Source organism: Marinifilum caeruleilacunae, assembly GCF_013141825.1.
In the GTDB taxonomy this organism is placed as follows: domain Bacteria; phylum Bacteroidota; class Bacteroidia; order Bacteroidales; family Marinifilaceae; genus Marinifilum; species Marinifilum caeruleilacunae.
The window spans coordinates 58,485-74,072 of the sequence record NZ_RZNH01000007.1 but is presented as its reverse complement, the minus strand read 5'-3'; the positions used below and the strand labels follow the sequence as shown (position 1 = coordinate 74,072).

At 37.5% G+C, this 15,588-nt stretch carries 11 protein-coding genes; 7 read left to right on the top strand and 4 right to left on the bottom strand.

Annotated elements, in window-relative coordinates:
• Nucleotides 1–3: 3 nt before the first annotated feature.
• The gene (locus ELS83_RS06280; protein ID WP_171594683.1) at nucleotides 4–1,374 is read right to left on the bottom strand and encodes a sigma-54-dependent transcriptional regulator; all 1,371 of its coding nucleotides are present in this window, start codon (nucleotides 1,372–1,374) and stop codon (nucleotides 4–6) included.
• A gap of 216 nt (nucleotides 1,375–1,590) precedes the next feature.
• Here ELS83_RS06280 and ELS83_RS06275 point away from each other — a divergent pair, with 216 nt between their 5' ends.
• Nucleotides 1,591–2,301, top strand: a complete 711-nt coding sequence (locus ELS83_RS06275; RefSeq protein WP_171594682.1) for an ABC transporter ATP-binding protein — start codon at nucleotides 1,591–1,593, stop codon at nucleotides 2,299–2,301.
• Between the two features lie 11 nt (nucleotides 2,302–2,312).
• Nucleotides 2,313–4,658, top strand: a complete 2,346-nt coding sequence (locus ELS83_RS06270; RefSeq protein ID WP_171594681.1) for an ABC transporter permease — start codon at nucleotides 2,313–2,315, stop codon at nucleotides 4,656–4,658.
• Between the two features lie 81 nt (nucleotides 4,659–4,739).
• On the opposite strand, the gene ELS83_RS06265 is transcribed toward ELS83_RS06270, so the two are convergent.
• Entirely contained in the window at nucleotides 4,740–5,783 is a 1,044-nt protein-coding gene (locus tag ELS83_RS06265) for a tetratricopeptide repeat protein (RefSeq protein ID WP_171594680.1), read from the bottom strand.
• A 180-nt stretch (nucleotides 5,784–5,963) separates the two neighbouring features.
• Between ELS83_RS06265 and ELS83_RS06260 the strand changes: the two genes are divergently transcribed.
• Complete coding sequence (locus ELS83_RS06260) at nucleotides 5,964–7,400, top strand: sodium/proline symporter (protein WP_171594679.1); 1,437 nt, start codon at nucleotides 5,964–5,966, stop codon at nucleotides 7,398–7,400.
• Between the two features lie 33 nt (nucleotides 7,401–7,433).
• On the opposite strand, the gene ELS83_RS06255 is transcribed toward ELS83_RS06260, so the two are convergent.
• Together ELS83_RS06255 and ELS83_RS06250 are read right to left on the bottom strand one after the other, a co-directional pair.
• Nucleotides 7,434–7,979, bottom strand: coding sequence for a PepSY-associated TM helix domain-containing protein (locus ELS83_RS06255; protein ID WP_171594678.1), 546 nt, complete (start codon nucleotides 7,977–7,979; stop codon nucleotides 7,434–7,436).
• Nucleotides 7,963–8,487 (bottom strand): hypothetical protein, encoded by a 525-nt coding sequence (locus ELS83_RS06250; protein WP_171594677.1) that lies wholly within the window; start codon nucleotides 8,485–8,487, stop codon nucleotides 7,963–7,965. The genes ELS83_RS06255 and ELS83_RS06250 overlap by 17 nt, the downstream gene beginning before the upstream one ends.
• Before the next feature lie 360 nt (nucleotides 8,488–8,847).
• Between ELS83_RS06250 and ELS83_RS06245 the strand changes: the two genes are divergently transcribed.
• From ELS83_RS06245 to ELS83_RS06230, 4 genes are read left to right on the top strand one after another with little or no spacing between them, the layout of a single operon-like run.
• Nucleotides 8,848–12,552, top strand: coding sequence for a GAF domain-containing hybrid sensor histidine kinase/response regulator (locus ELS83_RS06245; protein ID WP_171594676.1), 3,705 nt, complete (start codon nucleotides 8,848–8,850; stop codon nucleotides 12,550–12,552).
• A 19-nt stretch (nucleotides 12,553–12,571) separates the two neighbouring features.
• A complete protein-coding gene (locus tag ELS83_RS06240) occupies nucleotides 12,572–14,164 on the top strand; it encodes a response regulator (protein WP_171594675.1) in 1,593 nt (530 codons plus the stop codon).
• A 3-nt stretch (nucleotides 14,165–14,167) separates the two neighbouring features.
• The gene (locus ELS83_RS06235; protein WP_171594674.1) at nucleotides 14,168–15,010 is read left to right on the top strand and encodes a CheR family methyltransferase; all 843 of its coding nucleotides are present in this window, start codon (nucleotides 14,168–14,170) and stop codon (nucleotides 15,008–15,010) included.
• Nucleotides 15,010–15,576: a chemotaxis protein CheB gene (locus ELS83_RS06230; protein ID WP_216616407.1), complete on the top strand. Its 567-nt coding sequence runs from the start codon at nucleotides 15,010–15,012 to the stop codon at nucleotides 15,574–15,576. The genes ELS83_RS06235 and ELS83_RS06230 overlap by 1 nt, the downstream gene beginning before the upstream one ends.
• The last annotated feature ends 12 nt before the right edge of the window (nucleotides 15,577–15,588 follow it).

Sequence of the window (15,588 nt, the reverse complement as noted above, 5' to 3'; positions counted from 1 at the left end):
CAATTATTGAATCTTGTATTTCTCTATTTTTCGATAAAGCGTTTGCCTGCCAATATTCAACTCTTTGGCTACCTGGCTAATATTCCCCTGGTTTCTGCGCAAAGCGTTCTCTATTAATACTTTTTCACCTTCTTCCAAACTCATGGCTTGTAAACCCAAACCAGTTTCCTTTTCCTGTTCAAGCTGAAAATCATCGGCAAGTAAAACATTTGAATCCGATAGAATAATAGCTCGTTCTATGCAATGTCTTAATTCACGGATATTTCCGGGCCATGAATAATTCAATAGTTTCTCTTTTGCAGTAGAATCTAAAACAGGGATTGTTTTATCGTACCTTTTGGCAAAATGATCAAGAAAATGTTCGCTAAGAATTAAAATATCTTTTCCCCTTTCCCGCAAAGGAGGCAATTCTATGGTTATGGTATTGATTCGATACAACAAATCCTCCCTAAACTCCTCTTCTTTAATCAGTTTTGAAATATTGGCATTGGTTGCACAAATTAGGCGAACATCAATTTCATCTGAATGATTCGATCCAATTGGAGTAACCACACGATTTTGAAGTGCCGATAATAGTTTGGCCTGCATTGGAAGGGAAAGGTTGCCAATTTCATCTAAAAAGAGGCTTCCTTTATTGGCTGCCTGAAACCTTCCAATTCTATCCTCTTTGGCATCGGTAAAAGCACCTTTTACATGACCAAACAGCTCACTTTCAAATAAATTTTCGCTTAAAGCTCCCAGGTCAACGCCCAGAAAAATATGATTTTTCCTTGCCGACAACTGATGCAGTTCCCGCGCAATCAGCTCTTTTCCTGTACCATTCTCTCCTAATATCAATACATTGGCATCGGTCGAAGCTACTTTTCTTACGGTTGCAAGAACCTTTTGAATCGCATCAGATTCACCAATAATGTTCACAAATTGTTGCTGAAGATCTTTTTGCAGGTAATCTTTTTGTTGCTCCAACTTTTCAACCTTCAACCTGGTCTGATGAAGCTCAACACCACTTTGCAATGTGGCCAATAGTTTTTTGTTGTCCCACGGTTTCAGTATAAAATCACTTGCTCCTTCCTTCATGGCATTTACAGCTAAATTTACATCTCCATAGGCTGTAAACAGAATCACCACCAGCGATTCATCAATTTTTAAAACCTCTTTCAACCAGTACAAACCTTCATTACCCGAGTTTACACCTGCTGTAAAATTCATATCCAAAAGCACCACATCAAATTTCCCTTTGCTTACGATTGCCGGAATTTGATTGGGGTTTGAGCAAACTTCAAGGTATTCGAAATGATTCTTAAGGAAGAGCTTCAAAGAACTTAAAACACTTTTGTTGTCGTCAACGATTAAAAGTTTTCCATTTTTTTTCATGGCAGGCCTTTACATTTGATAATATGATAAAAGTAAGAGAAAACAATAAAATCTGAAAAACAATGTTCCATTTTGGTACAGTTAATGGATGATTTTGAAACAGTTTTATTTTCCAAACAACAACCAACACCACATATCCATCTTATTTTCTGCCTCTTACATATTTTGGCACATGTATCGCAATAAGACCTTCATAACCTACTAAAACAGACAATCATGATACAAACATCAAATCTGAGCAAAATATTTAGAACGGAAGAAGTGGAAACTTTGGCCCTTACGAATATTAACCTGCACATTAAAAAAGGAGAATTTGTTGCCATAATGGGCCCTTCGGGTTGTGGTAAATCTACTCTGTTAAACATTATTGGCTTGCTTGATAACCCTTCGGCAGGTAACATGAGGTTTCTCGAAAACGAAGTAGCTCATTACAGCGAAAAACAGCGAACCAAATTGAGAAAATCGAACATTGGTTTTGTTTTTCAAAGCTTTAATTTAATTGATGAGTTAAGTGTTTACGAAAATGTTGAGCTGCCATTGGTGTATCAGAAAGTGCCTGCATCGGAACGCAAAAGAATGGTAAGCGAAGTGTTGAAACGAGTTCAACTCGATCACAGAAGCAAGCATTTCCCACAACAGTTATCGGGAGGTCAGCAACAGAGAGTTGCCATAGCAAGAGCCGTTGTTTCTAATCCGAACCTGATTCTTGCCGATGAACCAACAGGAAACCTTGACTCAGCCAACGGACGCGAAGTGATGGATTTACTTTCGGAACTTAACCAGGAAGGCACAACCATTATCATGGTAACCCATTCGAGTAGCGATGCCGAACGAGCAAGCAGAACCATCCAACTTTTCGATGGACACATTGTGAGCGAAAATCACAAAAAGACCCTCAAGCAACAGATTAAAAGCGAAATTCTTTAAACCCAGCAAGCATGATCATTAACAATCTTAAAATCGCATATCGAAACCTGATTCGAAATAAAGGATTCAGCCTGATTAACATTTCAGGACTTGCCATCGGCATGGCTTGTACCATTTTACTCCTTCTTTGGGTAAATCATGAAATGAGCTACAATAAATTTCATAAAGATCCGGAACAAGTTTTCCAGGTGGCAAACTACCAAACCTGGAATGGTAGAAAGAATGCAATGCCAAACCTTCCTGGACCTTTGATTGATGTTTTAAAGGAAAAATATCCTGAAGTTGAATATGCAACTCATTTTAATCCCTGGGGAGAGAAGTTATTGTTGGAATATAATGGCGTAAGACAGTATGCTAATATTCAGTGCGCCGATCCGGATTTCTTTCAAATTTTTAATTTCCCTTTGATTCAGGGAAACAAAGAAACCTGCCTTAATGATATTGGATCGATTGTATTGACAGAAAAATCGGCCAATAAAATTTTTGGTAAGGAAAACCCAATCGGGAAAGTTGTTAAAATAGATAACCGACAGCCTTTAACTGTAACAGCCGTTGTAGAAAACCCACCTACAAATTCTACCATACAGTTTGAATACCTGGTTACATTTGAAATGATGAAAAGATATAACAAATGGCTTGATTCCTGGGGATCTCACAATTTTTTCGGTTATGCTAAAATTGCAAAAGGAACAGATATCAGTAACCTGAACGAGAGACTTGACCAATTTTATACAGAGCATGTAGAAGAAGAAAGCAAAAAATCAGTTTTTGTTTTTCCACTGCTCAAAAGACATTTGTATAGCCTGGAATATAAACCATCCAAAATCACGAAAGTGAGAATGTATTTTCTGATTGCCATTTTTATTCTGATTATTGCTTGTTTCAATTTCATGAACCTTTCAACAGCAAGAGCAGCCAAAAGAGCCAAGGAAATTGGAATGAAGAAAACCATTGGGGCTACTTATCCACAATTGATCAGACAGTTTTTAGGAGAGTCCTTACTGATTACTTTAATAGCAGCAAATTTTGCGATAATACTGGCTCATTTCTTTTTGCCACAGTTTAATACTTTAATGAGCAGACAACTGGAAATCAATTATGCTTCGGGTGAATTCTGGCTTGTTATTCTGTTGGTAACAGCCTTTACAGGTTTAATTGCCGGAGCTTATCCAGCCTTTTACCTTTCCTCTTTTAATCCGATTATGGTTCTAAAGGGCACACACACGGGTGGAAAAGGAAGCAGTAAATTCAGAAGAACCTTAACCGTATTGCAATTTATTTTGGCTTCCTCATTACTGATATGCACATTAACCATTGTTCTGCAGACCAAATTTCTATCGAATATGGATATTGGTATGAATGTAAATAATGTGGTAATGGTGAATGTGAACCAGGAAATGCATAAGAAAATTGAAACCATTAAAAGCGAGCTTCAAAGCAATGCAATTGTTGAGAGTGTTTCATTTGGATCGCACATTCCATACCAGGTATTTAATAATGGCTGGGGCTGGGAATGGGAAGGAAAAGATCCCAATTACACCCCACTGGTTACCTACCCTTCTGTTGATGCCGATTTTCTGGATGTATTTCAAATTGAAATGGCCGAAGGACGTTTTTTCAATAAGGAAAATCCAGCTGCCGATTCAATGTGTGTTGTGGTGAATGAAAAATTCGCGAAAATCATGTCAGATGAATCTGTTGTTGATAATACAATGCGATCGGGTGATATGGATTATAGAATTATTGGGGTAGTGAAAGATTATAACTGCACACCTAATAACCGAAAATTACAACCCGTACTCATGCAGATGACACAAAACATTAACTGCTTATTTGTACGATATACGGCAGGAAACTCAATGAAAACGGTGAGCAAATTAGAAGAGGTTTGTTCAAAATACAATCCCGATTTCCCTGTTGTTCATCTGTTTCTGAACGATCATTACAGTCAACTCTTTGATAGTGAAAGAATGACTATTAGAACCTTACTTTATGCATCATTGTTAGCCATTATTGTTTCTTGTCTTGGTTTGTTTGGCCTTGCATCTTTCAATGCCGAGGAAAGGACCAAAGAGATTGGAGTAAGAAAAGTATTAGGTGCATCAATGGGACAATTGATCATGATATTTGGAAAAGATTTTAGCAAGTGGATTTTAATTTCAACAATTATTTCCTGGCCAATCACCTACTATGCCATGGAAAAATGGTTCGAAGATTACCCTTACAGAATCGATTTCCCATTCTGGTTGTTTGGTGCAGTGCTCTTCATACTCCTGGTCGTATCACTAATTACGATTGGATATCAATCATGGAAAACAGCCACAAAAAACCCTGTTATCAGCTTAAAATACGAGTAAATTAACCCAATACCTATTCAAACACAAAACCGTTCCTTCAAGTATATTGAGGAACGGTTTTTTTATATTTCTTTTCAGGATTTATCGCATTAACATCGATTCAAACGTCTTTACCAATTGTTCAAAATCAGGATAAACCTCTTGTCCATTTTTAATGGTCTGAACTTTTAAAAATTGCTTTAGCTTGCTTTTGCCTTCCTTGTTTAATAAAAACTCGATAAAGGCGGCACCTACCGGGTAACTCAAATTTCTTTCGTACCTGGTTGGTTCTTCCCAAAGTTCCAGCAATGAAAACTTTTCTTTTGGAATTCGATTTCGGGCAATGGCAAATAAATTTTTATCCATGGTATCAAAGTACACGCCAAGGCCTTTATTCAACATCATACTTTTAAACTTAGGCTGTAAGGCTACCTGGCTAAGCATATGACACAGTTCGTATCCATTTAGCTCCTGATCCCAAACATTTACTGTACACAAATCAGAATTGAAAAAACCGACCGGTTTATTGAATTTGCGAAAAGCTTCATTTCTATCATTCCAGATAAAAATATCAACCTTTTTTGAAGGATTCATATCAAAAAAAGATACAATTCGTTGATAGTTAACCTGCATGCGCTCCATATAGGCATCTGCATCTTTCAGCTTCGCCTTATCCTGAAAATGAAACCTGATATGATCGGTTTCGACAAGCTCCCAGGCCTTGTAATAAACACCGCTTTGAAAAAGGTTTAAATACCTGTGTGCATATCTGCTGGCCTCCTTCGATTCACTGCCATTCTGACATTCTTTTAAATAGCGAACTGCTTTTTGCTCTTCACCCATAACAAAGTAACACTTTGCAAGGTATGCTTTACTAATTGCTTTAATTTCTCCCGAAGCCAAATCACTATTCATCGATTTTTCCAGGTATGGAATAGCCATTTTAAACTGCTTCGAATTGGTATAAGCTCTTCCCAAGATGGAATTCAAATATGGATCAGATTCTTTCTCAGCCAGCAAAATCTGCGCTTTTTCAATCAACTGATCGTACTTTCCTTTCGAATACATTTTTCTAAGCTCCTTATTCTGGCTCATCGAGCTAAACTGAAGAAGTACAAATAGAAGTGCAAGTAGAATTTTATTCATATGAAGTAAACTTTATGGCTTGGCAATTTAAAAGAATAATTTGAGAGTCAAAATAATCACTCTTTAATTTCGGCCTTCTTTGATCAATTATCATTCCAAAACCAAATCACTGCCAAATTAACCCCTTAATTTCTATAACATTTCTTATTTTTAGATATCATCTACCAAAACCACTTGATTATGATTGGAGTTTTTATCGCCTACCTTGTTGTACTGTTGGTCATCGTAGCCTATTCTGCAAGAAGATCGAAAACCAATACCGACTTTGTATTGGGAGGCAAAAAAATCAATGGGTTTTCATTGGCCCTGTCAGAACGTGCAACTGGAGAATCGGCGTGGCTGCTCCTGGGACTAACTGGTCATGCCTATGCCGAAGGTTTAAGTTCAATTTGGGTAGCCATTGGCTGTGTTTCGGGTATCTTTTTTATTTGGGCTTTTATGGCAGAACCACTCCGAAAATTCACCGAAAAGTACCAGGCCTTAACAGTTCCTGGCTTATTTTCGAAAAGATTCCCTGGAAACGAAAAAGCTTTTGGCATGATATCTTCAGCCATTATCATCATCTTTTTCCTGCTTTATATTGCGGCACAATTTAGCGGTGCAGGTAAAATTTTTCACGACACATTTGGCCTCTCTCCACTTTGGGGAATGCTGATAGGATCTTTACTCGTTACCGTTTATACCATGCTTGGTGGATTTATTACCGTAGTTGCTACTGATGCTTTTCAGGCCATTTTAATGGTAGTTACTTGCGTGGTTCTGCCTATCATTGCATTTTTTGTTGCTGCTCATCACAATGTAGATATTGCTGCTGCAATTTCCTCATCGAGCTTTACCACACCCATAAATGCCAGTGCAGGAACAAGCATTGGAGCATTACTTATTCTTAACGGATTAAGTTGGGCTTTTGGGTATACAGGTCAACCTCAGCTGTTGACGCGAATGATGGCTTTGAAAAATAAGAGCGACCGCAGAACAGCTCAATGGGTGGCAGTAATCTGGACGAGTTTAGCCTATGCCGGTGCATTTTTAATTGGCCTTATTGGATACGAACTGGTTAAAGCCGGAGCTCTGGGAGAAGTAAGTGCCAAACTTGCCGCAGATGCAGAAAAAATAATGCCTGTAATGGTGATGAGCTTGTTTACGCCAATTCTTGCAGGAATACTCTTGTCGGGTGCCGTTTCTGCCATGATGTCGACAGCTTCTTCACAATTGATGGTTTGTTCTTCATCTATGAGTGAAGATTTATACGAGCCAATGGCGAAACGTAAAATTTCTCAAAAAAGAATGCTTAGGCTCAATAAAATATTAACACTTGCAGTAGGATTTGTAGCTTTTCTTCTGGCCATTTCGATGGAAGATACGGTTTATGGATTGGTATCCTATGCATGGTCGGGAATTGGAGCTTCCTTTGGACCTGCAATTGTATTATTACTGTTCTGGAAAAAGCTAAGCCGTGCAGGAGTGTTTGCATCTCTTATTGGGGGAACACTTTCGGCCATTATTTGGAAAACATTTTTGGTGAGTTCAACAGGAATTAGCGAAAGATTATCGAGTTATGTAATTGCTTTTGCACTGGCCATTTTGTTTTCAATAATATATCCTGAAAAGAAATAAAAAAAGGTGCTGAAATTTCAGCACCTTACTATTTTATAGAAAGAATAGGAACGGAACTATTATTCCGATGGCAATGAGCCATTTTCCTCTTCCTGTAATTCCTTTTTTCCCCGGAACCATAAACATGCCCGATAGTGCAAACACTAACATGGCTACGGCAAATATATCAGCCATTAGGGTCCAACCTTTTTTACTGTTATAATGCAGTTTATTCATAAAATAAACCCATTGTTTTTTCTCATACACCTCGAATGTTAAGCCCCCACTCATTGGGTTGTACTTGCCCAAACCTCCTTTTAGATATAAATCATAATTCTCGGCATTTGGTATAATTCGATTCAGGTGATAATCAGAAAAATGATTCCCCCAATAGGTTTTTAATTGGTCGGGACTTAAATTGGCCTCCAGGTTGTAATTCTGTGTAATTGTACGGTAAGCCGGATCTTCATTATGCTTCTTATGATTCAAAATAATACCGGAAACCGCATAAATAATTGTAATTCCAACGAAGAAATAGCCCAAATCTCTGTGGATTAATCGAAGCCATTTTCTCCAAAATTTCTTACTCCACAATTTCATAAGCTGTTCCGTCTACAAAGTAGATTGCATAATAATCCTTGTTATTTTCTTTCATCCAATCGCGCATTTCCTTAATGTTAGCCATTTCAGAACTGCAATGCTCACCATCTTCTTCATCTACAGTCTTAGCTTTTACATCGGCTTCCCATTTGTCGATATAATCGGTATCCAGTCTTTTTTCTCTTAAGGTTCCGTTTACCAATAGATCGTTGCCTGCCAATTCTTTGGTAAAACCTTCCAATTTGCCTGTTGCTTCAACACGAATAGATAATTTTCCATCGGCAGTTTTTAAAATACATCGTTTGCCCGAGTGTGCACAAACATGTCCAACGGTACCAGTAAAGTATACTTCTTTGCCAACATTTTCGGCTGCAGTTTCCATTACTTGCTCAATGGTTAATGCCGCTTGTTTCACTTGTGCGACTTCTGTTTTCTCAGCTTTTTCTTTTTGCACCGAATTGCATGACAACAGCATGAAACAGATGCCCAATAAACCTAGGTATTTCATCGTTTTTTGGATTTAGGATTAAATTAGTTGTTTGATTTTGTTTATTTTATAACAAACCTATTGCATATCTAAACATTATCCAAGTCCGATAACATTTTATTAACAAAATACCCCAATTTAAGCTTTCAATTCTTATTCTTTTCATTCTGGTTATCAAGCCTTTTTTTAGTGCGGATAAAATTTCACGGAAAAAAAACATTAATTCACACCAAAAAAGTAACCATTCACTATGAAATCCGTAATATCACCGTGATTCAGAAAAGAGAATCCTCAATTTTAACATTTGAAATCTTAATACACACAGATATTATGCAATTTGTCATCAAAAAGTTTAAAGATTGGAGCATTAAATCCAAACTTATGCTTTTAACGGTTTTAACATTACTAAGTATATTGGTTTTAAGCCTAACATCCAGTTTTTTCTTTAATACCAGCCGTACTTTTAGTATCATGATTAATGGCTTGCGTGTTCATGAGAGTTTGCTGCAAAATGGCATAGATAACTTCTACAACTATCAAATTACAAAAGATCCAAACTTCCGTGAGCAATCGGCATTTTACATCGATCGATCCAATCAGTTGGTTGCCGATTTGTTAAAGCTGCAAGAAGATTATAAAACCAAAACAAACCAGGAAATTGCAAACTATCTGTACGATGGATTTCCGGAAGTTTACAACCATGAATATGAGAATGCTGTGTTAATGGTGAAAAGGTTTAGACTACTGAATTCACTTAACAGCAAGGAAATGGGCAATTCCAGAAATCACTCAAAAGAGACTCTCGAATTGACCGAGCAAATGAAAAACCAGTTGCTTAACGATGAGATCGAAATAGATATCAATCAACTACAAGCTAATCTGGAGTACATTCAAAATCATTATGCTGATATCAGCCAGGAAGTAAACTCCTTATCACACAAAATTAACAATGCTCTGATTTGGGCTATACTTATTATTTCCCTGTCAATTAGTGCTTTATTTTTGATTTTATCACGTTACATTTCACGTTCTATTACCATTCCGGTAAAGGAAATGGTGGATAACTTCCGTTCTATTGCGAAAGGAAATTTCAGACGTCCTCTAAACATACAAACCAAAGATGAAATTGGTTCTCTGGCCAAATCGTTTAGAAGCATTCAGGTAGATTTTCAGAATGTAGTTGGATATACAAGAAAGGTGGCTGATGGAGATCTTGGCATTAATCTTATTCCAAAATCAAAGGAGGACGAGTTATCGGTTTCTTTGAACCAAATGGTAAAAACTTTAAAACATTCTAAAGCACAAAACGATGAAACATTATGGTTTAGGTCGGGAGTCAACAATTTAAACGATGAGTTGCAAGGCGATCATGATTTAAATGAAGTTGCAAATAAAGCATTGGATTATATGACCGCGTTCCTAAGAGCTGAACTGGGTGCGATTTATGTCTATCACGAAGAAAATGAAATTTTAACACTCGCAGCTTCATGCGGAATTCCTGATAAGAATCAATACAAAAACATCAGACCTGGACATGGATTAATCGGGCAAACAGCCATTAATAAGAAATTCAGTCACCTTAAAGATGTTCCTTCTGATTATTTCTCTATTTTCTCGGGAACCGGAGAAATGCTACCAAAGAACATTGTGCTGGTACCTTTAACCTATAACGATGCACTTTGGGGCGTAATGGAATTATCGGCAAGTAAAATATTTAGCGAAGCCGAAATTGATTTTATAAAGGCAGTAAAAGACAGCATTACTGTGAAATTGGCCTCAACCATTGCTCGAGTGAGGCTGGAAACTCTTTTGAAAACTACACAGGAACAGGCAAGTGAATTGCAGGTGCAGCAGGAAGAATTAAGAGTTGCCAATGAAGAGCTTGCCGAACAAACCAGTATTCTTACCGAAAACGAGAAAAAGCTGCAAGTTCAGCAGGAAGAATTAAGAGTAGCAAATGAGGAATTGGAAGAGAGAACCAACCAACTGGAAATTCAGAAAGAAGAAATAGAACAGAAGAATTCAGGCTTATCTCTTGCCCACGAAAAACTGGAAACTAAAGCAAGAGAACTTGAACAGGCCAGTCAGTACAAATCTGATTTTCTGGCAAACATGTCGCATGAATTGCGCACTCCACTTAATAGTTTGTTGATTCTATCTGGCATTTTGGTGAAGAATAAAAATGGCAACTTAACTCCGGAAGATGTTGAGTCGGCTAAAATTATTAATAAGAGTGGTAAAGATTTGCTTCAGTTGATCAATGAAATTCTTGACTTATCGAAAATTGAAGCCGGGAAAATGACCATTGAGATGGAGGAGGTGAATCCGATCGATTTGAAGAGTGAAATTGTAATGGATTTCAAACACCAGGCCGAAAAGAAAGGTTTGGATTTCCTTGTAGATATAGCTGAAGACTTCCCAACAAGTATAGAAACCGATCCACTAAGATTAAATCAAATTATAAAGAATCTCTTATCGAATGCCTTTAAGTTTACCTCGAAAGGTTCCATTACTGTTTCTATGAACAAGGTAAATGGCAATTCGGAATTCTGGAGAGATGATTTGAAAACAATGGACACTTGTTCCATTAGTGTAACAGATACAGGAGTAGGAATTCCCGCCGAAAAGAAAGAAGCCATTTTTGAAGCTTTCCAACAGGCCGATGGAAGTACATCACGAAAATATGGTGGAACTGGTTTGGGACTATCGATCTCGAAAGAGTTGGCAAGAATGCTTGGCGGTGAAATTCACCTGGAAAGTGAAGTTAACAAAGGATCGAGCTTTACCCTTTTTGTGCCGGTAAAACAATCTGCGAAAAATATTAAAAAGATAAAGCAAGCGGTTGCCAAGGAAGAAGTTTCGGCGATTGAAGAAGAAACAAACCAGGCGGTTGTACTTCCAAAGTTTATTGATGATGACAGAGATGTGCCACACAATGGTTCTACTGTCGTTTTAATTCATCCAAATAAGGAAGAAGCCACTTCACTTTACTATCAAATTCATAATAATAGTTTCCATGCACTGGTGGCCGAAAATATTCCAAATGCCATTCAACTGATCGAATCGCACCAACCATCGGCCGTTATTGTTGGAATGGACTTGTTAATGGAGAAAGGCGAGGCTGTTTTGGAACCATTAAGATTACACGCTTATGCTTCCAAATTGCCAATGCACATTATCAACCCGGTTGAAGGATTTGTTGAAAGAGATATTAAAGAATTACCAACTGTTAATGCCACAAACATTACACAGGTAATTGATAAAATGAAAACTCAGCTTTTTACCGAATCGCAAAAAATACTGGTAATTGAAGACGACGATGTAACCAGACAATTAATTAAGAGTATTCTTACTCCAACAAATGTTCAGATTGAAGAAGCTGATACCGGGAAAGAAGCAGTTGAATTAATATCTACTAAAAAATACGACTGTATTGTTCTTGATTTGGGCTTGCCGGATATTACAGGTAATCAACTTCTGGAAACCCTTAGCAAAAACAATATCAAGATCCCAAATACTATAATTTACACAGGAAAAGAATTATCTCGCGAAGAACATCGCGAACTAAGCAAGTATACCAATTCGATAATTTTAAAAGGTTTAAAATCGGATGAGCGATTGATGGACGAAGTAAGTTTATTCTTGCACCAGGTGGCCACAACTGCGCCCGATAATCCTAAAGTGAAAGTTACCGAAATTGATGACTCTATTTTTAAAGGTAAAAAAGTACTGGTTGTTGACGACGAGATCAGAAATATTTTTGCTTTGGGTAAAATTCTTGAAGAAAAAGAGATGGAAGTTCTTGAAGCCGAAAATGGTAAAATTGCCATTGATGTGTTGAAAGAAAACAACAACATCGATTTGGTTTTAATGGATATCATGATGCCTGAAATGGACGGTTATGAAGCCATGAATATCATCAGAAAAACTCCTGAAATTCAAGATGTCCCAATTATCTGTTTAACGGCCAAGGCCATGAAAGATGATTACCAGAAAGCAATTACTTCCGGAGCAAACGATTACCTGTCTAAACCAATTGACGAAAACAAATTGTTCTCGATGTTAAAAATTTGGCTATACAACTAGTTACAACGCAATTAGCACAATGAAAAAAGAAAAAATATTAATCGTAGATGACAAAATTGAAAACCTTGTAAGTTTAGAAAGGGTTTTAAGCGATTTTGATGTAGAGTTTGTAAGAGCTGAATCGGGTGAAGTAGCCTTAAAACATACTCTTAAAGAGGAATTCGCTATGGCCATTCTTGACGTTCAAATGCCGGGAATGGATGGCTATGAAACCCTGGAATTCATGCGTCAGCGAAAGAAAACAAAATACCTTCCGGTGATTTTTGTATCTGCGATTCATCAAAGCGATTTGCATATTATTAAGGGAATAGAAACCGGGGCGGTTGATTTTATTCCAAAACCAATTATTCCAGAAATTTTGCAGGGAAAAGTAAAAGTTTTTCTTGACTTGTACCGACAGAGAAAAGAGTTGGATACCCTACTTGAATACCTGGAAAAAAAGAATGAAGAATTGGTCATTGAGAAGCAAAAAGCCGAAGAGGCTACCAATGCAAAATCACTCTTCCTGGCAAACATGTCGCATGAAATTCGCTCTCCAATGAATGGGATCCTGGGATTATCCAGATTGCTTTTGGAATCGGAACTGTCGGCAGAACAAAAAGACATGCTGAAGGTGATGACCACATCGGGCGAAAACCTTTTGCAAATCATTAATGATATCCTGGACTACTCGAAAATTGAGGCAGGACAAATCGAAATTGAAAATATTGAATTCGATATCAGGAAATTAACAGACACCATTTATCATCTGCTTAATTTTAAAGCTGTAGAAAAAGGAATCGATTTTATCGTTGAGTTAGACGATGATATTCCTGAAAACCTGGTAGGAGACTCATTTAGACTAAATCAAATACTAATGAACCTGGCCAATAATGCAGTAAAATTTACGCATAAAGGTTCAGTTTTATTATCGGTAAAATGTCTTGAGAAAACCAATCAATATGTATCTTTGTTCTTTACTGTAAAAGATACCGGAATCGGAATTTCGAAAGACGCACAGAAAAAACTATTTAAAGAATTTACTCAATCGGATAGTTCAACAACTCGCCAGTACGGTGGTACGGGCCTGGGTTTAGCCATTTCGAAAAATTTAACCAACCTTATGGGTGGTAAAATTAACCTGGAAAGTGAACCTGGCCTTGGGTCGGAGTTTATGTTTGAACTAAAATTTGGATACAAAGACAAGGAGGCGGATATGTTTAATAATGAAAACGTGGAAATTCCAAGACAATTATCAATTCTTGTAGCTGAAGACAACCCTATTAACCAAAAAGTAGCAATTTTAACTTTGCGCCATATGGGGCTACAGTGCGATGTTGCTAAAAATGGATTAGAAGCATTCGAAATGCACAAGAAAAATAACTACCAGGTGATTCTGATGGATATGCAAATGCCTGTTTTAGATGGATTAAATGCAACTCAAAAAATCAGAAGTCACGAGGCAGATCATCCTGAAGTAGATAAAGCATTTATTATTGCTCTAACCGCAAATGCATTTGTTGAAGACAAACAAACCTGTTTAGATGCGGGTATGAATGATTTTATAAGCAAGCCATTCAAAGAAGAAGCTCTTAGAAAAATCTTAAGCCAAATTACAAAAAGCATTGCCTAATATATGGAGCAAAACAAGTCTTCTAACATTGATAATATCGACATTGAGATTCCCTTGTTTCTGGAAGCTGTATATCAGAAATACAGTTACGATTTCAGGGATTATTCCAAAGCTCATGTTAAACGCAGACTTATGCACAGAATGTCGGTTGGGCATTTCTCATCTGTATCTCAAATGCAGGAAAAAGTGCTGCGCGATAAAGATTTCTTTATCGACTTACTGGAAGACTTGTCGATTAATGTAACCGAGATGTTTCGGGATCCTGATTTTTACAAATCCTTCCGTGAAAATGTGGTGCCGACATTAAAAACCTATCCATTTATTAAAATTTGGCATGCAGGATGCTCAACTGGCGAAGAAGTATACTCCCTTGCAATTCTTTTACAGGAGGAAGGATTACTGGATAGATGCCAGGTGTATGCCACCGATTTTAACCGTAAAGTTCTTGAAATTGCCAAGCATGGAATTTATCAAACGCAGGAGTTGGAAAAGTTCCAAAGAAACTATACCAAGTCGGGCGGAAAAGGTCAATTATCAGATTATTACACGTTAAAATATGGATCCATAAAGTTTGACCAGTCGCTATCAAAACGCGTGGTTTTTGCCGATCACAACTTGGTTACCGATCATGTTTTTGCCGAGGTCAACCTTATTCTATGCAGAAATGTTCTGATCTATTTTAACCGCGAATTACAAAACAAAGTAATCAACCTTTTCCACGAAAGTTTGGTACACAGCGGTCATCTATGCCTGGGTTCAAAAGAGTCGCTTCGTTTTACCCAACACGAGCACAGTTTTTCAGATATTGATGCCAAACAAAAAATATTCAAAAAGAGAATTGGTTGATGAGTAAAGCATTGGTTATTGGTACATCTTTTGGTGGTTTGGAAGCCCTAAAAACCATCATTCCCTCTTTGCCCGAAGATTTTAACATTCCGGTTTTGGTGGTGCTTCACATTGGCGACCACAACAACGATTCTTTTATAAACTACCTTAACAGTATCAGTAAATTAAAGGTTAAAGAGGCCGAAGAAAAAGATGAAATCCTGGCCGGATACGTCTACTTTGCGCCACCAAATTATCACATGTTGATTGATGATGATGCGAGCATCTCCTTCTCTGCCGATCCAAAAGTTCATCACTCCCGCCCTTCAATCGATGTGTTGTTTGAATCTGCTGCCTGGTCGCTTAAAGATGGAATTATTGGACTTATACTTACCGGTCTTAACCAGGATGGAGCCCATGGTTTAAAAACCATTAAAAATTATGGTGGCACTGCCATTGTCGAGAATCCTGAAAATGCGGTAGCCTCCATTATGCCTAAGGCAGCATTGGCTGAAACCGAAGTCGATTTTGTTTTGGAGCTTGATGAAATCGGTGCTAAAATTATCGAACTTTCCAAACAGTTTTAATCCTTGAAATCA